Annotated in this window: 23 protein-coding genes and 1 riboswitch; of the genes, 9 read left to right on the forward strand and 14 right to left on the reverse strand. The window is 50.9% G+C overall.

Features of this window, described 5'->3' with window-relative positions:
* The first annotated feature begins 92 nt into the window (after positions 1-92).
* From QOS46_RS04985 to QOS46_RS05015, 7 genes are all read left to right on the forward strand, one after another.
* On the forward strand, positions 93-824 hold the full coding sequence (locus tag QOS46_RS04985) for a TraX family protein (protein WP_283607735.1): 732 nt from the start codon (positions 93-95) through the stop codon (positions 822-824).
* A gap of 131 nt (positions 825-955) precedes the next feature.
* Positions 956-1,624 carry a redox-sensing transcriptional repressor Rex gene (locus tag QOS46_RS04990; RefSeq protein ID WP_283607737.1) on the forward strand — a complete coding sequence of 223 codons (669 nt, stop codon included), beginning with the start codon at positions 956-958 and terminating at the stop codon, positions 1,622-1,624.
* 83 nt (positions 1,625-1,707) lie between these two features.
* Positions 1,708-1,822: riboswitch (FMN riboswitch) on the forward strand.
* Positions 1,823-1,973: 151 nt separating this feature from the next.
* Complete coding sequence (gene ribD / locus QOS46_RS04995; RefSeq protein ID WP_283607739.1) at positions 1,974-3,074, forward strand: bifunctional diaminohydroxyphosphoribosylaminopyrimidine deaminase/5-amino-6-(5-phosphoribosylamino)uracil reductase RibD; 1,101 nt, start codon at positions 1,974-1,976, stop codon at positions 3,072-3,074.
* Positions 3,056-3,694, forward strand: a complete 639-nt coding sequence (gene ribE / locus QOS46_RS05000) for a riboflavin synthase (protein ID WP_283607741.1) — start codon at positions 3,056-3,058, stop codon at positions 3,692-3,694. Before ribD ends, ribE begins: the two co-directional genes overlap by 19 nt.
* A 16-nt stretch (positions 3,695-3,710) precedes the next feature.
* Positions 3,711-4,910, forward strand: a complete 1,200-nt coding sequence (locus QOS46_RS05005) for a bifunctional 3,4-dihydroxy-2-butanone-4-phosphate synthase/GTP cyclohydrolase II (protein WP_283607743.1) — start codon at positions 3,711-3,713, stop codon at positions 4,908-4,910.
* Positions 4,911-4,934: 24 nt separating this feature from the next.
* On the forward strand, positions 4,935-5,423 hold the full coding sequence (gene ribH / locus QOS46_RS05010; protein WP_283607745.1) for a 6,7-dimethyl-8-ribityllumazine synthase: 489 nt from the start codon (positions 4,935-4,937) through the stop codon (positions 5,421-5,423).
* On the forward strand, positions 5,404-6,069 hold the full coding sequence (locus QOS46_RS05015) for an HAD family hydrolase (protein WP_283607747.1): 666 nt from the start codon (positions 5,404-5,406) through the stop codon (positions 6,067-6,069). Before ribH ends, QOS46_RS05015 begins: the two co-directional genes overlap by 20 nt.
* Before the next feature lie 108 nt (positions 6,070-6,177).
* Here QOS46_RS05015 and QOS46_RS05020 read toward each other — a convergent pair whose 3' ends face one another.
* The 4 genes from QOS46_RS05020 to QOS46_RS05035 form a co-directional block, all read right to left on the reverse strand.
* Positions 6,178-6,867 carry a GntR family transcriptional regulator gene (locus QOS46_RS05020; protein ID WP_283607749.1) on the reverse strand — a complete coding sequence of 230 codons (690 nt, stop codon included), beginning with the start codon at positions 6,865-6,867 and terminating at the stop codon, positions 6,178-6,180.
* Between the two features lie 107 nt (positions 6,868-6,974).
* Positions 6,975-8,603 carry a CTP synthase gene (locus tag QOS46_RS05025; RefSeq protein ID WP_283607751.1) on the reverse strand — a complete coding sequence of 543 codons (1,629 nt, stop codon included), beginning with the start codon at positions 8,601-8,603 and terminating at the stop codon, positions 6,975-6,977.
* A gap of 189 nt (positions 8,604-8,792) precedes the next feature.
* A complete protein-coding gene (trxA, locus tag QOS46_RS05030) occupies positions 8,793-9,110 on the reverse strand; it encodes a thioredoxin (protein WP_283607753.1) in 318 nt (105 codons plus the stop codon).
* A gap of 87 nt (positions 9,111-9,197) precedes the next feature.
* Positions 9,198-9,962: a peptidylprolyl isomerase gene (locus QOS46_RS05035; protein ID WP_283607755.1), complete on the reverse strand. Its 765-nt coding sequence runs from the start codon at positions 9,960-9,962 to the stop codon at positions 9,198-9,200.
* 194 nt (positions 9,963-10,156) lie between these two features.
* On the opposite strand from QOS46_RS05035, the gene QOS46_RS05040 reads away from it, so the two are divergent.
* Complete coding sequence (locus QOS46_RS05040) at positions 10,157-11,086, forward strand: S1 RNA-binding domain-containing protein (protein ID WP_283607756.1); 930 nt, start codon at positions 10,157-10,159, stop codon at positions 11,084-11,086.
* Positions 11,087-11,136: 50 nt separating this feature from the next.
* On the opposite strand, the gene QOS46_RS05045 is transcribed toward QOS46_RS05040, so the two are convergent.
* From QOS46_RS05045 to QOS46_RS05090, 10 genes are all read right to left on the reverse strand, one after another.
* The gene (locus tag QOS46_RS05045; protein ID WP_283607757.1) at positions 11,137-11,682 is read right to left on the reverse strand and encodes a hypothetical protein; all 546 of its coding nucleotides are present in this window, start codon (positions 11,680-11,682) and stop codon (positions 11,137-11,139) included.
* 280 nt (positions 11,683-11,962) lie between these two features.
* Positions 11,963-14,434: an ATP-dependent Clp protease ATP-binding subunit gene (locus tag QOS46_RS05050; RefSeq protein WP_283607758.1), complete on the reverse strand. Its 2,472-nt coding sequence runs from the start codon at positions 14,432-14,434 to the stop codon at positions 11,963-11,965.
* Positions 14,435-14,452: 18 nt separating this feature from the next.
* The gene (locus tag QOS46_RS05055) at positions 14,453-15,472 is read right to left on the reverse strand and encodes a protein arginine kinase (protein ID WP_283607760.1); all 1,020 of its coding nucleotides are present in this window, start codon (positions 15,470-15,472) and stop codon (positions 14,453-14,455) included.
* Positions 15,469-15,996: a UvrB/UvrC motif-containing protein gene (locus QOS46_RS05060; protein WP_283607761.1), complete on the reverse strand. Its 528-nt coding sequence runs from the start codon at positions 15,994-15,996 to the stop codon at positions 15,469-15,471. The genes QOS46_RS05055 and QOS46_RS05060 overlap by 4 nt, the downstream gene beginning before the upstream one ends.
* A gap of 19 nt (positions 15,997-16,015) precedes the next feature.
* A complete protein-coding gene (locus tag QOS46_RS05065) occupies positions 16,016-16,465 on the reverse strand; it encodes a CtsR family transcriptional regulator (protein WP_283607762.1) in 450 nt (149 codons plus the stop codon).
* Positions 16,466-17,041: 576 nt separating this feature from the next.
* Positions 17,042-17,305 carry a TIGR03905 family TSCPD domain-containing protein gene (locus QOS46_RS05070; protein WP_283607763.1) on the reverse strand — a complete coding sequence of 88 codons (264 nt, stop codon included), beginning with the start codon at positions 17,303-17,305 and terminating at the stop codon, positions 17,042-17,044.
* 26 nt (positions 17,306-17,331) lie between these two features.
* Positions 17,332-18,177, reverse strand: a complete 846-nt coding sequence (locus QOS46_RS05075) for a PHP domain-containing protein (protein WP_283607764.1) — start codon at positions 18,175-18,177, stop codon at positions 17,332-17,334.
* 270 nt (positions 18,178-18,447) lie between these two features.
* Entirely contained in the window at positions 18,448-19,251 is an 804-nt protein-coding gene (locus tag QOS46_RS05080) for an ABC transporter permease (protein WP_283607765.1), read from the reverse strand.
* The gene (locus QOS46_RS05085; RefSeq protein ID WP_283607767.1) at positions 19,248-20,156 is read right to left on the reverse strand and encodes an ABC transporter ATP-binding protein; all 909 of its coding nucleotides are present in this window, start codon (positions 20,154-20,156) and stop codon (positions 19,248-19,250) included. Before QOS46_RS05085 ends, QOS46_RS05080 begins: the two co-directional genes overlap by 4 nt.
* A gap of 130 nt (positions 20,157-20,286) precedes the next feature.
* The gene (locus tag QOS46_RS05090) at positions 20,287-21,735 is read right to left on the reverse strand and encodes a 4Fe-4S dicluster domain-containing protein (protein WP_283607769.1); all 1,449 of its coding nucleotides are present in this window, start codon (positions 21,733-21,735) and stop codon (positions 20,287-20,289) included.
* 1,094 nt (positions 21,736-22,829) lie between these two features.
* Between QOS46_RS05090 and speD the strand changes: the two genes are divergently transcribed.
* A complete protein-coding gene (speD, locus tag QOS46_RS05095; protein ID WP_283607770.1) occupies positions 22,830-23,618 on the forward strand; it encodes an adenosylmethionine decarboxylase in 789 nt (262 codons plus the stop codon).
* The last annotated feature ends 19 nt before the right edge of the window (positions 23,619-23,637 follow it).

Consider the following 23,637-nt stretch of genomic DNA (forward strand, 5'->3'; position numbering starts at 1 on the left):
TTTTCGTTTTACTTCATAATAAGTTTCACTTGTTTTTAGATTCTCTGCACGAACAGAGAGGCTTATCCCACCAGAAGGGAAAGACAAGCCAAATGAAAAAGAACACTCATTGTGGTTTATCCGCATATTCCCTGAAGCTGATTGCGGCAGCCGCCATGCTGGCGGATCATTTTGCATGGCTGTTCCTCTCAACCTACAGCGGAACCGGCCAGTTTCTTCATGCGATCGGGCGAACCACAATCCCAATCATGTGCTTCTTCATCGCGCAGGGATATTACCAAACCCGCAGCCGTACCAGATATGCGGCGAGGCTGGCAGTCTTTGCGGTGATTTCTCAGATACCCTATCACTTCTTTCTGACAGGAAACCTGCACGTCCTGACTCTTCCCCTTCACCTGAACGTGCTGTTCACGCTACTGTTTGCCCTTCTTTCGGTCTGGATTTTGGACAAACTGCGAGATCGACTCGTCGGATGGCTTGGGTTACTATTGCTTATGCTGTTGGCTTCTTTGGGCGACTGGTCGGTTTTTGCGGTAATTTTTACGATCGTATTTGCCGAACACCGGCTTGACCCCATACGGCAGATGCTTCTGTTCGCGGGGGCGGCCACGGTCGCTGCCGGTTTTTTAGCCTGGAATAATTCTTTGCTTAGCAGTGCACCGCCGTGGGGCGGATTCTTTCAGTTTGGCCTTCTTCTGGCTGTTCCTCTGCTGCTTTGCTATAACGGGCAGCGCGGTACTTCCTCTGCGGGTAAATGGTTCTTTTATGTGTTTTATCCCTTGCACCTGATTATTTTAACAATGATTCATCAATTCGTTATCTAAACACTAATCTCCATAAAACAGGCAAAAAGATTTACCCCCGCCTGCGGCGGGGGTAAACTGGAAATTTATTTCCACTGTTTTGTGAGCAATTAATATAAAAGGAATATTTAAAATTATTGGAGGTGGACTAAATGTCTAAACGGGAAAACGTTTCCATGTCCGTGATTCGGCGACTTCCGCGTTATTACCGCTTTCTAACGCATCTCAAAAAAATGGGGATGACCCGTATCTCTTCCAAAGAGCTGTCTGAAAAAATGGGTCTTACCGCTTCTCAAATCCGCCAGGATTTAAACTGCTTTGGCGGGTTTGGCCAGCAGGGCTATGGCTACATTGTCGATCAGCTGCAGCGGGAAATCGGGGGAATTCTCGGGCTCGGAAACGCTTACAAAGCAATTTTGATCGGAGCCGGCAATCTGGGGCAAGCCTTGGCACTCCATATGTCTTTTACCACGCAGGGGTTTCAGCTGGTGGGAATCTTCGATAACTCGCCGACTAAAATCGGCACCGAGATCAACGGTATTTCCGTAACCGACATGCACCGTTTGAAAGAATTCTGCGATGCGGAGCAGCCGGCCATGGCGATCCTCTGTATTCCGCGGGAAGGCGCAGAAAAGCTCGCGGAGCAGCTGTATGACCTCGGCATCCGCAACTTCTGGAATTTCAGCCATTATGATATTACAATGAAGTACCCGGACACCGTAGTGGAAAACGTCCATTTGAACGACAGCTTGATGACGCTGTGCTACCGCATTTCGGATCATCAGGAGGAGAAAGAACTCTCAGATGGAACTACGGTTTAATTATTTGCAACAAAGAAAACACCGCTGTGCTTCGCTTTTCTCTTGACAAACACAGAACAAATGGTATTATGAATACAATTGAATAATATCTTCAGGGCAGGGTGCAATTCCCTACCGGTGGTAAAGCCCACGAGCCGCAAGGCATGATTCGGTGAAACTCCGAAGCCGACAGTATAGTCTGGATGAAAGAAGATGAATGGATACAGTGTTTCTGTGTGTATGAAAATTTGCTCTGGAATAGTTTTTATTCCAGAGCTTTTTTATTTTCATCAGCACCGGTTTACATCTGCGGTACTGGAATGCCTTGAACGATTTTGTTCAGGGCATTTTTATATTTTGGAGGTGTGATATGACGGATTCAAAATATATGAGTCTTGCCGTCGAGCTTGCAAAAAAAGGTTGCGGATGGGTAAATCCAAATCCGATGGTGGGCGCGGTGATTGTAAAGGATGGTCAGATCATCGGGCAGGGGTATCATGAAAGGTATGGGGCGCTCCATGCGGAACGTAATGCTCTCGCAAGCTGTAGATTATCCCCGGCTGGTGCCACGATCTATGTGACCCTTGAGCCTTGCTGCCATTACGGAAAAACGCCGCCCTGTACCGACGCCATTCTGGAGAGCGGCATTCATCGTGTAGTAATTGGATCATCCGACCCAAATCCTCAGGTTTCGGGGAAAGGGATTGAAATTCTGCGTTCCCATGGAATCGAAGTGACGAAAAACATATTAAAAGACGAATGCGATGCGCTCAATCAAAGTTTTTTTCATTACATTCAAAACGGCACACCTTACATGATTATGAAGTACGCCATGACTTTGGACGGAAAAATCGCCACACATAAGGGTAAGTCTCAATGGATTACCGGGGAAGCGGCGCGCCGGCGCGTTCATGAAGACCGGCACCGATATTCTGCCGTCATGGTGGGCATTGGCACTGTTCTCGAGGATGACCCCCTGCTGACCTGCCGGATGGAAAACGGCAGAAATCCCCTTCGAATCATATGTGATACCAACCTGCGAACGCCGTTACAGGCAAGGCTTGTCACGTCGACAGAAATTGCCGGTACGCTCCTGGCCACAGCGGTAACGGACCGTGAAAAGCATCGGCCTTATCTGGAAGCAGGTTGCGATATTGTAGTACTGCCCGAAAAAGACGGTCACATTGACTTAAACTACCTGATGCGGGTGCTGGGCGAAAGAAAAATCGACAGCGTTTTGCTGGAGGGCGGCGGCACCCTAAACTGGTCTGCCCTGCAAAGCGGAATCGTAAGCAGGGTTCAGGCTTATATTGCTCCCAAACTGTTTGGTGGCAGCGCAAAGACTCCGGTAGCGGGCCTCGGCGTCGATTTCCCGAAGGATGCCTTCCGGCTGAGCGAACCGACAATCACGCGGATTGGCGAAGATATTTTATTGGAAAGCGAGGTGCTTGGATGTTTACAGGGATCATAGAGGAGATCGGCAGAATCCAGACCATCCGCAAAGGCCAGAAATCCGCCGCCGTCTCGGTGCAGTCCCGGATGATTCTGGAGAATATTCACCTTGGGGACAGCATCGCGGTTAACGGCGTCTGCCTTACCGTCACTTTCTTTTCTCAAAGCGGCTTTACTGCCGATGTGATGCACGAAACCCTGAACCGCTCTTCTCTGGGAAGCTTGCGCACAGGAAGCCCGGTCAATCTGGAACGCGCAATGCCCGCAAACGGCAGGTTCGGCGGACACATTGTCTCGGGACATATCGACGGCACCGGAACAATTTCCGCCATTACAAAAGACGATAACGCCGTTTGGTATACTGTGAAAGCCGACCCCAACATTTTGAAGTACATCATTGAAAAAGGCTCGGTTGCAATAGACGGGATCAGCCTGACGGTGGCGAAAGTCCATGAGGATGGTTTCAGCGTTTCCGTTATACCGCATACCGCGTCAAAGACCATTCTGTCCGGCAAACACATTGGCGACATGGTCAATCTGGAAAACGACTGTATTGGAAAATACGTGGAGCGGCTCATGGAAGCCCAATCACCCAGGACAACGATCTCAGCCGAATTTCTTGCGAAACACGGCTTTTAAAACAGGAGGAATTAAAATGTTTGGATACAGCACCATTGAAGAGGCTCTGGAAGAGCTTCGGCAGGGCAAAATTATTCTGGTTACCGATGACGAAGACCGCGAAAACGAGGGCGATTTTATTTGTGCCGCCCAGTTTGCCACTACGGAAAATGTGAACTTTATGGCAGTGCATGGCAAGGGCCTGATCTGTATGCCTATGAGCAAAACACTTTGCAAAAAGCTGCAATTTCCTCAAATGGTCAGCGATAATAGGGATAACCATGAAACTGCGTTCACGGTTTCTGTCGACCATGTGAGTACCACCACAGGTATTTCGGCTGCCGAGCGTAGCATAACCGCCATGAAATGCGTGGAAGAAAATGCGAAGCCGGAGGACTTCCGTCGTCCCGGCCATATGTTTCCGCTGCTGTCAAGGGAAAACGGCGTTCTGGAACGCGACGGGCATACCGAAGCTACGGTGGATCTGATGCGGCTGGCCGGTTTAAAGGAATGCGGCCTGTGCTGTGAAATCATGCGGGAGGACGGTACCATGATGCGTACGCCGGAGCTGATGGAGCTGGCGCAAAAATGGGGCCTTAAGATGATTACCATCAAAGCCCTGCAGGAATACCGCAAACGGAATGATAATCTGGTGGAGCGGGTCACCTGTGCATCCCTCCCTACCAAATACGGTGATTTCAAGATTTATGGATACAGTAACAAGCTCAACGGCGAACACCATGTGGCGCTGGTAAAGGGGGAAATCGGCGACGGCCGGAACCTTTTATGCCGGGTCCACTCCGAGTGCCTGACCGGCGACGCCTTCGGTTCTCAGCGCTGTGACTGCGGCCAGCAGTTTGCAGCGGCCATGACGCAGATTGAAAAGGAAGGCCGCGGCATTCTGCTTTATATGCGTCAGGAGGGCCGCGGGATCGGCTTGATCAATAAGCTGCGCGCTTATGCGCTTCAGGATCAGGGGATGGATACGTTAGAGGCGAATCTTGCGCTGGGTTTTTCGGGAGATCTGCGGGAGTATTTCATCGGCGCGCAGATTCTGCGTGACCTTGGTGCAAAGACCCTGCGCCTGCTCACAAACAACCCTGATAAGGTCTATCAGCTATCCGATTTTGGGCTGGAAATTGCGGAGCGTGTTCCGATCCAAATGGACGCTAGCGCACATGACCTGTTCTATTTGAAAACCAAGCAGGAAAAAATGGGACATCTTTTGAATTACTGATATCAAATAAAGGAGAGTATCACCATGAAAACATTTGAAGGAAAACTCGTATCCAGGGATATTCGGGTTGGTGTTGTTGCAGCCCGTTTCAATGAGTTTATTACAAGCAAGCTGCTAAGCGGTGCGCTGGATGGACTGAAACGCCATGAGGTCAGTGAGGATGCTATCGACATTGCCTGGGTTCCCGGGGCGTTTGAAATTCCGCTCATCGCCTCTAAAATGGCAAAAACCGGGAAATACGATGCCGTCCTCTGCCTTGGCGCCGTCATCCGGGGCAGCACAACACACTACGACTATGTGTGCAATGAGGTATCCAAGGGGATTGCCCATGTATCTCTGCATAGCAATATTCCGGTCATGTTTGGTGTGCTGACTACCGAAAATATTGAACAGGCCATAGAACGAGCAGGCACCAAGGCAGGCAACAAGGGCTTTGATTGTGCTGTGGGCGCTATTGAAATGGTCAACCTGATTCGTGAGATCGAAGCGCAGCATGGCAAGCTTAATTTTTGATTATGACGGAACTCTGCACGAAAGCCTTCACATCTATGCGCCCGCCTTCCGCCTTTCCTATGAACAACTTGTAAAGAAAGGTCTGGCTCTCCAAAGGGAATGGTCTGCACACGAGATCAGCCGTTGGCTAGGATTCTCTGCAAAAGATATGTGGTCACAGTTCATGCCTGCTTTGACTGAGCAAGAAAAAGCTTTCTGCAGTAAAGTCGTAGGCGATGAGATGGTGCGGCTAACTCTCGCCGGAAACGCAAAGCTGTACCCTCAGGCTCTAACTGTTCTGCAGCGGCTGAAAGCCGCGGGGCACAATTTGATCTTTCTCAGCAACTGCAAACACAGCTATATGCAGGCGCATCGTGAATATTGGGGGTTGGATCAATACTTTTCAGCATTTTATTGTACGGAAGATTTCGCCTTTGCACCCAAATGGCAGATTTTTGACTTGATCAACCTGAACTGTTCCGGCAACTGGGTAGTGATTGGCGACCGATGGCAGGATATGGAGATTGCAGCGCGGCACAGCCTAATATCCATTGGCTGCACATATGGATATGGCAGTTTGGAAGAACTGAGCCGTGCAACGATTCAGGTTTCTTCCGTTGAGGGGATTTTAACTGCTGTTTCTGAATGCTTAGCAAAGACGAATTAAAGCATAATCAGACATTGTTTTATGAGGGATGACGACGGTAGAAAAGCCCTATTATAAAAAGCAGCATCCTTTCTTTGGCCTTAATCAGGCAACGAAAGGATGCTGCTTTTATTCCTCCACTTTTCGATGGGAGGAACGTAATTTTTGAAGAATCGCCTGCTCCGGCGGATGCTCTGGATACAGAAAGTTGCGGACACGCCGCTGGCAGTCTGTATCGCCGCAGTAATAGAGAACGTCGCCGTCGGAGAGAACCGCATAAGGCCCGGGGGAAATCATCATCATCTCTCCCCTGCGGATGCCCAGAATGGTTGCGGTTGTATAGTGCCAAAAATTAATATCGGAAATCGAAAGATTCAAATACGGCGTCTTGGTCGTAATCTCAATTTCAAACGGAATAAAAGGGTTAAACGCTTGAAAGCGCTCCGTCCTGTCCAAGATTTCAGAAATGGATTCCTTCATATACTCGGTCTCTCTGCGCTGCCGCTCCAGGCTGTCCATGATATTCTTTTTCAGGTCGTACATGGACTTAATCTCCATAAACTGCTGAACAAAGCGAACCGCGTTGTCGTAGGAGAGAATAACGACTCCGCTCCCTTTTACTACCGAAACAATTTCCAGATCCGACAAAACGGCAATGGCCCGGCGGGCCGTTTCAGGCGAAACACTGTACTGGCTGGCCAACGCCGACCGGGCGTACAGTTTATCCCCCACCTGGTACCTGCGCTCAACGATCTTTGCGGCAATATCCGCCGCAATCTGTTGATATACCGGAGCAGATACCTTGATTTTATGCTCCATGAGATTCTAACCCTTTCGTGTTATCGTCAATTCACTTTAAATTGGTCTAGCGCCAGTACAAGAACTCTTCCCCCACCTGCGGCGGGGGAAGAGTTCAATCACTGCTTTCAAGTGGCATTATTATCAGCCGAAGTTTCTCTTTTATACTCCTTGGCAGCGCCGACAAAACCACGGAACAGCGGATGCGGGCGGTTAGGACGAGATTTAAACTCCGGATGGAACTGCGCACCCATAAACCACGGGTGACCCGGAAGCTCCATCATCTCAACAATTCGGTTGTCGGGAGATTTTCCGCAGAATATAACGCCGGCCGCCTCCAGGCGATCACGGTAATCGTTGTTTACCTCGTAGCGATGGCGGTGACGCTCTGAAATGAGAGGCTGCTCATCGTACAACTCGAAGGCTTTGGTACCAGGCAGGAGCTTGCAGGGGTATTTTCCAAGCCGCATCGTTCCGCCCAGCTGAACAACATCCTTCTGCTCCGGCATCAGGTCGATGACCGGGTTGCTGCTCTGTGGATCAAATTCAGCGGAATTTGCATCCTCCAAGCCAAGCACGTGGCGGCTATATTCCACAATCGCCATCTGCATGCCAAGGCAGATGCCAAAAAACGGTACTCTACGCTCACGCGCATACTGAACTGCCGTGATCTTTCCCTCAATGCCGCGCTGGCCAAAGCCGCCAGGCACGAGAATACCATGCACTCCTTCGAGAACCTCGCCCACATTTTCGGGCGTAATCAGCTCGGAATCGACCCAGCGAATGTCTACCTTAACGTGGTTTCCGATGCCGCCGTGCGTCAGCGCTTCGGCAACACTCAGGTATGCGTCGTGCAAATCTACATATTTGCCCACCATGGCAATCGTAACGGTTTCAGTCAGCGCCATGGCGGTGTTGACCATCTTCATCCACTCCGTCAAATCCGCGCCGTGGGTATCGAGGCCAAAGTGCTTACAAACAATATCATCCAGCCGCTCCTCTTTCAGGGCCAGCGGCACGGAATACAACAGCGGAAGATCCAGATTCTGAATCACGCAGTTTTCTCTTACATTACAGAACAGGGCAATCTTCTTTTTCTGATCCTCACCAACCGGCAGCTCGGAACGAAGAACGATAATATCAGGCTGAATTCCGATGGAAAGCAGCTCTTTTACACTGTGCTGGGTAGGCTTTGTTTTCTGCTCATGAGACGCGGCCAGATACGGCACCAGAGTCACGTGGATAAACAAGCAGTTATTACGGCCGATTTCCGTCGCAAACTGGCGGATCGCCTCTAAAAATGGCTGGCTCTCAATGTCACCCACCGTACCGCCGACCTCAATGATCGCGACATCCACATTCTCTTTGCCAGCCGTGATACGGCTCTTAATCTCATTTGTAATATGCGGGATAACCTGCACGGTTCCTCCGCCGTAATCGCCGTTGCGCTCCTTTTGAAGAACGTTCCAATACACGCGGCCCGAGGTCACGTTGCTGTTCTGCGTCAGGTTTTCATCGATAAAACGCTCGTAATGGCCCAGATCCAGATCGGTCTCCGCGCCGTCATCGGTTACAAATACCTCGCCGTGCTGAAACGGATTCATCGTACCCGGATCAACATTCAGATACGGATCGAATTTCTGCATCGTCACACGCAGTCCACGAGATTTCAGCAAACGACCCAAAGAAGCTGCAGTAATTCCTTTTCCCAAGCCAGACACTACACCGCCGGTCACAAACACAAATTTTGCTGCCATAATTTCCTCCTACCAGCCAAATTGCCCATTAAAAAATAAATTCCCCATCAAATTGCTGGGGAACACAAATTACCGCATTTTATTATATCGCCTATCCCAGCGAGTGTCAATTGGGATAGGCGATATTTTGTCGGATTCGTAAGGAGTACCAAAGATAAGAGAAAAAACAACACTTTTTTCCCGGAACGATCAAAGCGACTGCCGAATTTGCTCCTCAAAATAGGTCTGCGGCTTTACTCCAACCTCAGCCCACTGCTTTTGGCCGTTTTTGAACAGAATAATGGTAGGAATGCTCATGATGCCGTAGCGGCGGGCCAGCTCCTGATTATCGTCAACGTCCACCTTAAGGACGGTCAGGCTGCCTTCAAAGGTTTTTGCAAGCTCCTCCACAATCGGGGCTACCATGCGGCAGGGGCCGCACCAGCTGGCCCAAAAATCCACCAGCACCAGCGGATTTTCAGTAATCAGCTGATCAAAATTTTCTTCGGTTGCATGAATCAGTTCCATTTCTATTATCTCCTTTTCTGTGATTCTAAGCGCATGTAAGCAATTACTAAAGCAGTCCGCTTGCGGCTTGCATACACACGTTAGAAATTAGCTCTTGTATTTTTCCAGTGTAATCTTTGTAATCGTCACATCGGTGACAGGCTTATTGGTTTCGCTAACCTTTACCGCCGCAATTTGATCCACAACATCCATGCCTTCAAACACCTGAGCGAACACGGTGTGGCCTTTCTTTGTGGTGCTGTAAGCGCCGTCCAGTGTCGGATTTCCGCCGTTTTCCGTATACAGCTTCTTATAGGTATCTGAAATTTTACTCATATCAACCCAGCTGCCGTATTGCGTGGTAAACGCGTCAGGACTCTGCTTGTAAACGTCGTAGCCCTTTTGATAATAGTCCCAGCCGGAAAACGCAGATACGGGAGCCTGATTAATAAAGAACTGGCTGCCGTTGGTGTTCGGGCCGGAATTCGCCATCGATACTGCACCGCGGAGATTGATGAGAGATTCGCTGAATTCATCCTCAAACGCCTTACCGTACGCGCTTTCACCGCCGGAGCCGGTTGCGGTAGGGTCGCCACCCTGTATCATAAAATTATTCATCACCCTGTGAAAGGTAATTCCGTTATAATACCCCTTCTGCGCCAGCTGCTTAAAGTTTTCTACCGCCTTCTGTGCAGCCTCCGGGAAGAAACGGAGCTTCATCTCACCCATGCTGGTTTCCATTACAGCGATTTCCTCGCCAGCGGCGGGCTTGTCCAGCTGATAACCGAGCACTTTGCTCTGCTGGCCGCCACACGCTGTCAGCAACAGCAGCAAGGAAAATCCAACCAGCGCTGCGCGGATTCTTTTCCGCATCAAACCACATCCTTTTCTTGATCGATTTGGTAATATTTTAGTCTATTTTACAAAAATATGCAAGCTTTCCCAAAAGGAATCGATGCCACACACTACGCGCCGGAAGTTTCAAATCAGTGGAACATTTTGATTTCTGTATTAGGCGCGCTCTTTTTTGCATATAGATGTTTTGACCGGAAAAAGGAGGTAAAAGAATGGGCCTGAATACTTATAAGCCCGAGGGCTGGAAGATTGATACGCCGGAAAACCGGGCAGCCATGGCAAGCATGACTGCTCTGATGGACGCATGCCGGGACGAAAAAATATTGGAGGGCAGGGCGCTTGTTTGTGACAGTTCCCATAATCTATTGGTAGATTTGGGCTGCACGAAAGGGTTAATTCCCCGGGAAGAGGGCGCTCTGGGCATTCGTGAGGGAACCACCCGGGATATTGCCATCATCTCCCGCGTGAACCGCCCTGTCTGCTTTATCATAACCGGATTTCAGAAGGATGATGCGGGCAACGCGATTGCTGTGCTCTCCCGCAGGGCAGCACAGGAAAAATGCCGGAGGGAATACATAGAGAAGCTGCGCCCCGGCGACGTGACGGATGCCCGGATCACTCATCTGGAAACGTTCGGCGCTTTCGCGGACATCGGCTGCGGGATTATTTCGCTGCTGCCGATCGATGCCATTTCGGTTTCGCGCATTGACCACCCCAGGGAACGGTTTACGGTAGGGATGGATGTTCGCACCATCATCAAATCGATGGAGGGGGACCGCATTACCCTCACCCAAAAGGAGCTTTTAGGAACCTGGGAGGAAAACGTTGCCCTGTTCCATACCGGCGAAACCGTGGCAGGCATCATCCGCTCTACCGAGCCATACGGAATTTTTGTGGAGTTGGCCCCTAATCTGGCCGGCCTTGCCGAAATCAAGGAGGAGGTTCTGCCGGGGCAGCAGGCCAGCGTTTATATTAAAAGCATTCTGCCCTCCCGCATGAAAATTAAGCTCGTGATTATCGATACCTTTGATTATTCTTACCGCCCGATTCCCCCAAAATACTTTTTTAAGGGCGACCACATGGAACGCTTCGTTTATTCCCCCGAATGCAGCGACAAACAAATCATAACAGAATTTATCTGAAAAACAAAAAAGGCCCGCGCAGCAGTCACCACTGCTTTGCGGGCCTTTTTTCATTTTTCCAGCGATTCGAGACGCAGAATATGGGAATCGATGATCTGCCGGAAGGTTTGATTACTGCCATGATGGCCGTACTCATCCTTATAGTGCAGAGGGCGGTAATACGAGGTCAGCGTCTGCTGTTTTAAGAACTGCAGCGCCTCCTTGCGGCTTCGAGCGGTTTCTATGATGCCCGCCATCTTCACGGCATACATCGCGTCATAAGGCTCCAGGCGGTAGGCCTCGGCGAAATTGGTAAGAGCCGCTTCATGCTTGCCCAGATTTTCCTGTGCCTGCGCCAAAAGCACATACATCTCCGCACGGCTCCTGGCCCAGCGGCTGATGGTGATGCCTTCTTCGACCATCGTTCCGCTGGAAAGGAGATCCCACCCCGGCGTTTCCAGGTATTGCTGGGCATACTTGGCTGTCAACTCGTCGTTCCCGCCCAGCCAGCTGCAAGCGGTGGCAGCAATAAATAGCTGCTGTGGCGTTTTAGGAATACCACAAAGAGAAATTACCTTGCGCAGACGTTCGTGATCGTTTTGGAGCTTCGTATACAAACGTTGCGCCTCTTCCTCTTCTGTATAATCGGCAGGGAGCGAGGCACCGACTAATCGGAATAAAGCTGCTGCTAAACCCGGGCGGCTGTTCATTGCGGATTCCATTGACAACACCCACTTTCACTTTATGAATGCCTCTATTATATCATAAATCATCCAGCGAGTATAGAAAATTTCCACTTACAGTTTCGCAATCGCATCGCAGATGATTCAATGCTCTCCCAGCCGCCAAAAGCTTTGCTTTTGCTTACGGCGTGAGGTTATTATAGCCGCAGTCAACTTATTTCTCAATAGGAGATTCAACAAAAATAAATTCACCTTTTTCGAAATTACAGACAACGTGATTCCCTGCGTGTACTTTTCCTTCCAGCATCAGCTCAGAAAGGCGGTCCTCAAGCTTTGTCTGAATCGCGCGGCGCAGCGGACGCGCCCCGTAAATCGGGTCGAAGCCCTCTTTGGCGATTTCCGCCACAGCGTCCTCGGTAAACTCCGCAGAAATGCCGATTTCACTCAGGCGCTTCTGCAGTGTTTTGAGCATACGCCCTGCGATTTCGCGAATATCCCCGTCGGTGAGCTTATGGAACACAATGATGTCGTCCACACGGTTCAGGAATTCGGGCCGGAACGTGCTTTTCAGTTCGCCAAGCACCAGCTCCTTGAGCTTGTCGCTGTCCAGCTTCTGATGATCCTCCGACGCAAAGCCCAAACTGCCCTTTTTCTCGGTGATCAGGCGTGCCCCGACGTTCGAGGTCATAATAATCACGGTATTCTTGAAGTCGACCTTTCGGCCCTGCGCATCGGTCAGGCGGCCATCCTCCAAAATTTGCAGCAGAATGTTAAATACATCCGGATGCGCCTTTTCAATCTCATCGAACAGTACAACAGAATACGGCTTGCGGCGAACGGCCTCGGTCAGCTGGCCGCCCTCATCGTAGCCCACATATCCAGGAGGGGAACCAACCAAACGGGACACGGTGTGCTTCTCCATATATTCCGACATATCCAAACGGATCATCGCGTTTTCGTCGCCGAACATCGCTTCTGCCAGAGCCTTGGTCAGTTCGGTTTTGCCGACACCGGTCGGCCCAAGGAAAATGAACGAGCCTACGGGGCGTTTCGGGTCTTTCAGGCCGACGCGTCCGCGGCGAATAGCTCTGGCCACAGCGGAAACGGCCTCATTCTGCCCAACCAGTCGCTGATGCAGTGTGTCTTCCAGATGCAGCAAGCGGGCACTTTCCTCTTCTGTCAGCTGCACAACGGGGATTCCGGTCCACACAGACACCACGTTTGCAATGTCCTCGGGAGTGACCTCTCCACCTTCATGCGAGCGCTTCTCGGTCCACAGATTCTTCTGCCTTTCCATCTCCTCCTTGGCCTTTTTCTCCTCGTCGCGCACCTTGGCAGCGCGCTCAAATTCTTGCGCGTTAATAGCGGCGGCTTTTTCCTGCTCCAGCTCCTTGATGCGTTTTTCCAAGTCCTGCAAATCGGCAGGAGCTGTAAAAGCACGCAGGCGCACACGGGAAGAAGCTTCGTCCATCAGGTCGATGGCCTTATCCGGCAGGAAGCGATCCGCAATATATCGGGAAGACAGCTTTACGGCGGCATCGATGGCCTCGTCGGTGATCTTGACCTTATGGTGCGCCTCGTACCGGTCGCGCAGCCCCTTCAGGATCTCGATTGCTTCCTCCTCGCTGGGTTCGCCAACCATGACAGGCTGGAACCGGCGCTCGAGCGCAGCATCTTTTTCAATATATTTGCGGTACTCATTGATGGTGGTCGCGCCGATCACCTGAAAATCACCGCGGGCCAACGCGGGCTTCAAAATGTTTGCCGCGTCTGTGGAACCCTCCGCGGAACCGGCACCGATGATGGTATGCAGCTCGTCGATGAACAGAATGATGTTCCCCGCGTTGCGCACTTCGTCCATCGCGGCTTTGATTCTCTCTTCAAAATCGCCACGGTACTTGGTACCGGCAACCATACCGGTCAAATCCAGTGTGATCACGCGCTTGTTTTTTAATAGCTCCGGCACCTGACCCTCTGCGATCTTTAGTGCAAGGCCCTCTGCGACGGCTGTTTTGCCAACGCCGGGCTCACCAATCAGGCAGGGGTTGTTTTTGGTGCGGCGGGACAGAATCTGAATTACCCGCTCGATTTCGGTCTGGCGGCCGATGACGGGATCGACGCCGCCCTTAGCCGCCAGCGCGGTGAGGTCGCGGCCAAACTGGTCCAGCGTTTTCGTGCTGCCACCCTTGCCACCTTTTCCGGACGAAACTGAAGGCATTCCGGAGTTGCTGGAAACGGGATCCTCTCCGCTGTTCAGGGCAGAACTGATTTCGTTGAGAATGTCGCCAGCTTTTGCGCCAAATGACTGGAGGAAACGAACGCCGTAGCTGTCCCCCTCCGACAAAATCGCGATGAGCAGATGTTCGGTGCCTACGTAATTATGGCCAAGCCGTGCGGCCTCCATCACTGCAATCTGAAGGATTCGCTTGCTGCGGGGCGTAAAATCATCCGCTGAAAGGCTGGTTTTTGCACCGGTTCCTATCTTTTCGGACATCAGCGCTTCCAGCTGCTCGGCTGTTACCTGCAGCTTGTTCAGCACTGTGGCGGCCACTCCTGTGCCTTCCTTCAAAAGGCCCAGCACAATGTGCTCGCTGCCGATATAGGTGTGCCCCAGATTTTCCGCCGATTCAATGGCAAGATTCAGTGCGGTGTTTGCTTTTTCTGTAAATCCGTTAAAACGATACATAGATCGTTCCCCCCCTTTTTATTGTAAATTTAGCCGCTGAGATACAATGCTTGCACGCAGCGCATCCCGCTCGGCTGTGGTCATTTTCTTGGTCAGCATCATAGTGGCGGGCTGAATCTGCACAATCAGGCTGCTGATTGTGTCATATGAAATCCCCGTGAGAAGACCGGTGGCAACGCCCATTCTCACATAGGAAATCAGCCTCATGAATTCGTCGCTGTTGAGGACACGGGCACTTTTCAGAATCCCGATGGAACGGAAAATCTGATCCTGTGCTTCCACTGTTTTCACCAGCTCGGCCCGAGCCGTGCGCTCCTGCGCGATCAGCTGGCCTGCGATGCTTTTCAGGTTCGCGACCGCGGCCTGCTCGCTCAGCCCCAGGGTCACCTGGTTGGAGAGCTGGTAAATCGCCCCCACCGGCTCGCTGCCCTCGCCGTAAATGCCGCGAATCACAAGCCCCAGCTTTGACAGGCTGGAAGCCACCCGCCGCATGGCTCCGCTTTCCTGCAGAGCCGGCAGATGCAGCATCAAAGACGCCCGCATGCCTGTGCCCAGATTGGTGGGGCATTGGGTCAGGTAACCCAGCTCCTCATCAAACGCAAAATGCAAGCTTTCATTCAGCAGCGCGTCTACCCGGTCCACCATCTCGTAGGCACCTTCCAGGTCAAGGCCCTCACGCATGACCTGAATGCGCAGGTGATCTTCCTCGTTGATCATGATCGAAATGGTTTCATCCTGCGTCAGCAGAAGCCCGCGTCCATTCGGAGCCGAGATAAACTCCGGGCTGACCAGGTGGCGTTCCACTAAGGATACCGCCTCGTTCTGGCTGATGTCGTCGAGGCTGATAAACCGGAAGCTGCTGGAGATTGAACTGTTACCGCGCATCACGGCGTCGCGCACCGCCTCTTCCACCTTTTCGCGCTGCTCGGCGCTCATTTTCACCGGGAACGGGTATTTGCTCAGGTTGCGGGCCAGCCTCACGCGGGTACTGATGACTACATCGGCTTCCTGCCCGCTTTTTTCATACCATTTTTTCATGCCTTCCCATCCCCTTCCAGCGTTTTGATTTCGTCGCGCAGCACCGCCGCACGCTCAAAATTCTGGCTTTCAATCGCTTCGCGCAGCTCTCTCTTTTTGCGGGTAAGCTCCGTATCCTCCTGCGGGGCCACGCTTAGCTTTGCCTCTGGTGTAACCCGTAAAGCGCGGCTGCTCGGGCGCTTGCCAAAGTGCTTGGTATTGCCATGTATCCTCTGAATCGACGGCATCATGCGGTCGCGGAAGGTATTGTAGCATTCGGCACAGCCAACCTTGCCGCTCTGGGCGATCTCCCCAAAGGAAGAGCCGCACCCCGGGCAGCGGACTGTATCCGTCATTTCGGGAACCGGGCTCCCGAAGAAACTGCCAAGCAGGCTGTTAAAATCCAGCGCAAAGGGGAACAGAAGATTGCCGTACCCCGCTTTCTGCGCACACTCACCGCACAGAGCGTATTCGGTCAATTCGCCGTTTACAATCATTTTCACATACGTGGTGGCCGGGTTCTTCCCGCACATCTGACATTTCATAACAATCCCTCCTAAAAACTCAAATCTGTGTCATCAGCATATGCTTAAAAATCGCTGCGCGAAGCACATCCCTGCTCTCTTTCGGAACATTCTGATAACATCGGTCGTTCAAGGCTGCGGCCATAATGTTCGCCGCCTTTTCTGAAATAATTTCGCGTTGGAGCAGGTTTGAAAGCATAATCCGCGCCGTAGTGCTGTCGAGCGAAGCCCCAACGGAATTGACCGTGTGCATAATTGCGCCGCTCGTATCCATCCGGATCTGTGTAATGCGGATACATCCCCCGCCGCCGCGCCGGCTTTCTACCAGGTAGCCCTGCTCGGGCGTAAAGCGGGAGGTAATGACATAGCTGATCTGGCTGGGGACGCACCCCATCACTTCAGCAAGCTCGTTCCTTTGAATCTCTGCTCTGCCGTTTTCTTCCTCCAATAGTGCCAGTATATAATTGGCAACATGATCGCTGATTTTCATGATCACCCTTCCAGTCGAGGTTTTAATTTGACTTTCTTTGACTTTGTAAATCTTATTATAAAGAGGAGCAGCCAGATAGTCAAAGTCAGTTAAAGTCAATTTTTACCTATTTCCCCCAACAGTAGCAATTTAACTCGTTCAGCATATTATTTTCTAACGATTCTAAATAGTTTCTCTCTTTTTTGCTGCCCCGCCCTTTCTTAATTGTATTCATTCGGGCGGATCTCAGTCCTCGAAGGAGTATTGGCTAAAAATTTCTCTTCGAAAATGATGCAGCAAAATTATTGTAACACCATTTCTCTACATGCAATATACTATAGTGTAAACCGAAAGGAGGAATACAATAATGTGTAACAATAACTTTGGTGGTGGCTGCAGCTGGATCATCATTTTAATCCTCATTCTGTTTTGCTGCGGTGGCTGGGGCAACAGCGGATGCTCAAATGATTGTGGCTGCAACAACAACAATAATTGTGGCTGCGGTTGCTAATTCTTCACTCAGCAAATCGTCTGGACCCGCACACGAAAAGGGAGCTGTGGAAACCCCACAGCTCCCTTTTCACGTAAGATGAGCAATTAATTGTCTGTTTTATTTTTTGATTGATAAAGCAGCAACGCCTGCGCCAGCTGATCGGGACACGACGTATTTCTGCGCCCGCAGCGAATGCCTTGCAGCCGCGCGATCACCTCGTCGACCTTCATGCCCTGCACCAGGGCACCGATCCCCTGGCTATTTCCGCTGCATCCGCCGACAAACTGAACCTTTTGAACAGTATCTCCATCCACCTCCAGAAAAATTCTGGAAGAACATACCCCATTGGGATGAAATTCATATTGCATTGCTTTTCCTCCCTGATTTTTATGAATCAGCCGCCGGATTTGATCTTGCGGCTTTTCTTTTTAAGAGCTTCCAGCTGTTCGTCGGGGGCGGTAAAGGTCCCCAGCGCACAGGAATGAGAGGTATACATTCCGTGAAAATCAGAACCGCCGGTCATGAGCAGACCCCGCAGCCCCGCCAGCGCGATATACTGGGGAATCTCCTCTTCTGAATGCAGAGGATGCCATACCTCGATGCCGTCGATCTCTCCCCGCTCGGTCAGCTCCAGCATCAGGTCGTGCCCATCGTACTGGCCGGGATGCGCCATCACCGCAACGCCGCCGGCCTCGTGAATCTGCCGGATGACATCGTGAACATCAGGATATTCGATTGCGCAGTAAGCAAGGCCCCCGCGCGGGTTGAACAGCTTATGAAACACCGAGCCGAACATTTCGGTGGTATATCCCGCGTCGATCAGCGCGTGCATGATATGCTGCTTATAAATATTGGTGCAGCCCTGCGCACGGCGCAGCACCATTTCTGCTGGAATCGGGTATATCCGCATGACCTTCTGCATCATAATATTGGCCGCCCGCTTCCGTGATTCGCCGATGCGATTGCACAGGCCCTCCAGGCGGTCGGGACTTTCACAGTAATACCCCAGAATATGTACCTTCCTGCCCCGGGCGTTATCGTAAGCGGAGATTTCAATCCCTGGAATCACCTCCACCCCGTGGCGATTCCCAAAAATCTTTGCACGGGTCGCCCCCGCAAAGGTATCGTGATCAGTCACCGCAATCGTACCAATCCCCTTTATTTTTGCCAGCAGCACCAGTTCATCTATAGAAACCGCGCCGTCGGACATTCTTGTATGACAATGCAAATCCGCTGCCATAGTATCATCCCCCCATTAATTATTAGTATATCAAATTGAAAAGTGAATTGTAAGATGTTTCTTCTGTATAACCGATCCGCTTTACAAGCAAGCTGACTAGAAAACGGTGGTCTCTATCCCCCGCCGAAGGTGGAAGAAAGAGACCAGCATCTTCAAAGTCACATTACTTTTATCCGTGATCGCTGGATGAGGACACAGGAAAAAGGGAACAAGCCAGAGCTTTTGCAAGCCCGGCTTGTCCCTGAGTAGCAGTAATGAAAAAACAAAGCCTTATTTTTTCAGAAGCAGCTCTGAATTGAATTTTCTGGAGGACAAAAAAAGAAGCAGTACATCCGCCAGGGCCAACACAAGGCCGGCAAGCAGAGTCCAAAACGCGTCCAGATAAATCAACCCCGTAAACTGACCGATCAGCAGGAGTACCAGTGGTAGCACAATATAGCCCGACAGCTGCATGGATTCCAAATAGCTTTTTGATCGGCCGGAAAGCAAAACCATAAAAATCACGCCAAACACCGTTGCGGCTGGCGAAAGTACAAACACAAGTGCCAGCCAGTTCCAGTTAAGGAAGAATGGCATTTTCAGAATCAGGTTGCCGGCTCCCACCACAATGGAAAACGTCACAAAGGAGATTCCCGAAATCAGAAAGGAAAGCGCCGCGCACCCCGCTACCTTTGCTTTAAACAGGCTGCGGGCCGAAAGCGGAGTCAGCAGCAGCGTCTCCATCGTTCCCCTTTCCTTTTCTCCCACAAAGCTGGCCGCGGCCGAAGTAGTGGAGGACATCAGTGGGATCATCAGGAAAAACATGGGACAGACCAGATTCACCATCAAATAGAACATGGACTGCTTTAAATTAAAAACGTTCAAAAGCTCCGGCGGCATCAGCTTCATCATGTTGTCTATCCCGTTGAGCTGATCAGCCGGGGCATACAGCACCAGAAACAGGTACAGCAGCGGCAGAAACACCACCATGCAGATTGGCACGGCAACCAGCGTGCCGCGCACGCTGCGAAGATGCCAGACCTCGTTAAAGTCTTTTTTCAGAACAGCAAGCTCCGGCTCCGACAACAGCTTCATTTTGCCACCTCCCGGCCCTGCAGGCAGGAAAAATAAACATCCTCAAGCGTGGGGCGGATCAGCCGCGCTTCATACACCGGAATATCCTGCGCGACCAGATCACGCAAAATCGCGGGCATTTCGGCCTCGGACGCAATTTCCATTTCCCAGTACTCCCCATTTTTCACAAAACCGTGCAGGGCCTGCTCCGGCTCCGTGAGGATACCCGCCTTGATATGGCACCCGGCTCCCTCGCACAGGGCGGCAAAATCGCCATGCAGAATCATCTGGCCGCGGTACAGAATCCCGTAGGTAGTACACAGATCCTGCGCATAGCGCAGCTGATGCGTACACAAAAACACGGTAACACCGCTTTTTTTCGCCAGAGTGGAAATCATTTCGTTAACCGCCTGAGCCGATTCGGGATCAAGGCCACTGGTGGGCTCGTCCAAAAAAAGGACCTGCGGCTCGTGTATCAGCGCGCGCGCCAAAGATAGGCGCTGCATCATTCCGGTGGAATACTGACCCGCCTTCTGATCCCGGGCCTCCCAGAGCTCCAGCTCGCGCAACAGCAGTTCTGCCCTCTCCTTGGCCTGGGTGCGGGCGAGCCCCGCTGTCTGGCCGAAAAACTCCAGATTTTGCTGACCGGTCATACTGCCGTACATATGAGCCGTTTCTGTCATGACTCCACACAGGGCATGCACACGCTCAGGCTCGCTCCGGGGCGAAAGCCCCATCACAGAGCATTCTCCGGATGTGGGTCGCAGCAGCCCGGTCAAAAGCTTTACCGTCGTCGTTTTGCCCGCGCCATTCGGGCCGAGAAAGCCGCACACGCCTCCCTGCGGCACCTGAAGGGTCAGATCCGCAAGCGCGGCCATCTTCCCGTCGTACGACTTTCCCAGCCCCTGCGCAGCTATGGCATTCATCGGGGCATCCGCCTCCTTTTTGATACAATAAGTAATGCCGCATGATAAAGCTGCCGTTTTCCTCCCCCGCCTGCGGCGGGGGAGGAAAACGTTATACTGGTATCAAACTGTTTTAAAGTGCATGAATCTATTATGCTCTCTGCTCCATATGAATGTGCGTCAAATCATGAATCTCTTCCAAATTTTCTTTAATGCCGCGTTTGTCGGCGGCAGCCAGCAGCTTCTGACGATTCTTCATCAGCTTCTGCACCGGCTCTACGCCGCCCGGGCCGGCAACACAGCCGCCCTCGCAGGCCATGCCCTCGATCAGATCCTCCTGCATACGGCCCGCGTTCATTATCATCAGCTGCTTTTTGCATTCCCTAGCGCCGCTGCACTTCACACAGGAAACCGTCTGATCAAAACCATCCTCGGCCAAAGCAGCCTCCACCGCTGCGGTAACGCCGCCGCTGACGGCAAAATTCTTACCCTTAATGCTGCCGTCCTGCACGTTTTCAACTTCAATCGTTTCAACTTCAATCTCCTTGGCGTTGAACATGGCTACCAGCTCTTCAAATGTCATCACATAATCAGCGGTATTCTCCGCTTTCTGAATTTCGAGCTTCTTCGCCACACAAGGGCCAAAAAAGACTACCAATATGTCCGGATCCTTCTCTTTTAAGTACCGTACGGTCATTGTCATGGGAGACGCCGTACGAGAAATGTTAGGCTCCAGCTTCGGGAAATGCTTTTCGATCATATCCACAAATGCCGGGCAGCAGGAGGTTGTCATCTTCTTACCTTCCGCAACGGCCTCTTTCAACTCCTGCGCCTCGTGGTACGCAGTGGCATCCGCACCCAGAGAAACCTCAACCGCATCGGTAAAGCCAATACGGCGCAGGCCCTCTTTGAGCTGGCCCACATTTGCGGTTCCAAAATGGCCCTCAATGGCGGGGGCGAATACGGCATACACCTTTTTTCCGGACTGGATCTCACGAATTACGCTTACGAGGCTGGAACGGTCTGTGATCGCACCGAACGGGCAACCGGCCATACACGCGCCGCAGCTGATACAGCGGCTGTAATCGATAGCGGCCAGACGGTTCTCATCCATGGTAATGGCATTGACCGGGCAAGACCGCAGACAAGGGCGCATCGTATCCGAAATGGCGTTGTAAGGGCAGGCCGCAGCACAGCGTCCGCACTCCTTACATTTCGCCGGGTCGATATACGCACCGCGTCCGGTAACACTGATCGCCCCAAACGGACAAGCCGCCACACATTTTTTTGCCAAACACTTCTGACAGTTGTCCGTTACATTAAAGCGGTTGATGGGACACCCCTCACATGCGGCCGGAAGCACGCCCATGACGGCCTTGTCTTCCTGGCGGGGAAGATCTTCGCCGCAGGCTGCCGAAACGCGCTCACGAATGATTTCTCGCTCACGGTAAATGCAGCAGCGAAAAGCGGGCTGCGGACCAGGGATGATCTCATATGGAATATCCCCAAGATGCTCTGACAGCTGATTGTCGTAGCTCAGGCGAGCTACCGAAGACAGCACTCTATATTTGAGCTGTTTTGCGTCATTGTCATACTTCATGCTAAAATCCACCCTACTTTTATCATTGTATTTTTGTTGTGTACAATCAAAAGCATGAAATAATTCCGCACAATACAAAATGAGAGCGACGGAACGATTTCATGTTATCTTTGTGATTATTATAACATTTTAGCTGTATAATAACAAGAGAGAAATAAGATCAATAATCGAGAAATTTTTTAAACGATATTCCTAATAAACTACACAAAATCTTTTGATTCACCCATTTTTGAAATTTCTACTTCTGAATTATTAAAAAGGCATTCTTTCAAGCCTATTCATTTTTATTATAAATATTGCATAAATATAAATTAATTATACATTTTCATTCTGAGACACCTGTTCTCTGCACGAGAACACACACCTTCGTTTCGGCGAATTTGCTGAACTTGCTGAAACAAAAGATTTTTTCTATTGAAAAACTCGTGACTTTCCTATGAATTTTTCATCACCTCTTGCAAGAGGGGGAAGAAATTATTCTTCTCGCAACCTGCAAGCCATATAGAGCATATTTTTTACTTACCTGCTGATACTATAAGAATTCGGAATCTGATAAATCAATATTGACATAATCAAAATCAAATAAAATTTTTCTTGCATTTTGTAGCTGTTTATAGTACAATGCAACTCGAAAGAAAAGTAGGATTAAAGCCTATTTTCAGCGAAGGTGAGGCTTCACCTTCGCAGCAACAACTTTTTTTGACCATTTTTTTCGCTTTTGCGGGGAAAATCAAACGCCATACGGACAGCTGGGTCAAAATGCCGGGCGGCAACTTTCGTTGCCTTATTGATTGAGCCGTTGCTCAAATTTTATAAGTTGGTTACTTAAAACCGTGTGCCTTTCGCACATTACGCTTGTGAAACAATCAATAAGAGTAGTAAAAGTAAGTTATTGCTATATAGACTCTGATTCTCTGTACTTTTGAATAAATAACAGCGGTTTGCCGTATGCCTTTGCGCACGGCCCGCTCGAAATAAAACAAAATCGACAGAAACTGTGACTCAAGTGTAAAAATGCGGCGCGTGCCGTGCTTTTTCCCTTGGGTCTTTTTTTATTTTCTTCTGCAAAAATACGCCGGAAATCAGGTGACGGTATGGAAAACAAACTGAAATTATATGGCTTTAACAATCTGACCAAATCCCTCAGCTTTAACATCTATGACGTCTGCTACGCCAAAAGCGAACGGGAGCAGCGCGACTACATCGCCTATATTGACGAGCAGTACAACTCCGAACGCCTGACCGGGATTCTGGAGCGCGTAACGGAGATGATCGGCGCGCATGTGCTGAACATCTCGAAGCAGGATTATGACCCGCAGGGCGCGAGCGTCACCTTTCTGATTGCGGAGGAATCGATGCTGGCGGGACGCCGGGCCGGCACACGCGCGGAGCTTTCGGGCGAAACGATGGTGGCGCATCTGGACAAAAGCCACGTGACGGTGCACACCTACCCCGAATACCACCCAGACACCTTTCTGGCTACGTTTCGGGTGGACATTGATGTTGCCACCTGCGGCGAAATTACCCCGCTGAGCACACTGGACTATTTGATTGGCAGCTTTGACTCCGACATCATCACCATGGATTACCGCGTACGCGGTTTTACCCGCGACGTAACCGGGAAAAAGCTGTTTATGGATCACAAAATGACGTCCATTCAAGATTTTATCGATGACAAAACCCTGCGCAAATACGATGCGATTGATTTAAACGTATACCAATCGAATCTGTTCCATACCAAAATGCTGATTAAGGAAATTAATTTGCAGAATTATCTGTTCAATACCGACGTTTACGAGCTGCCGCCCCAAGCGCGCCTGAAAATTACGGACAGCCTGCGGCGCGAGATGATCGAAATATTCACCGGCAGCAACGTGTACTGAACAGAAAGGAGGCCCTTTG

Source organism: Faecalispora anaeroviscerum, assembly GCF_947568225.1.
GTDB classification, from domain to species: Bacteria; Bacillota; Clostridia; order Oscillospirales; family Acutalibacteraceae; genus Faecalispora; species Faecalispora anaeroviscerum.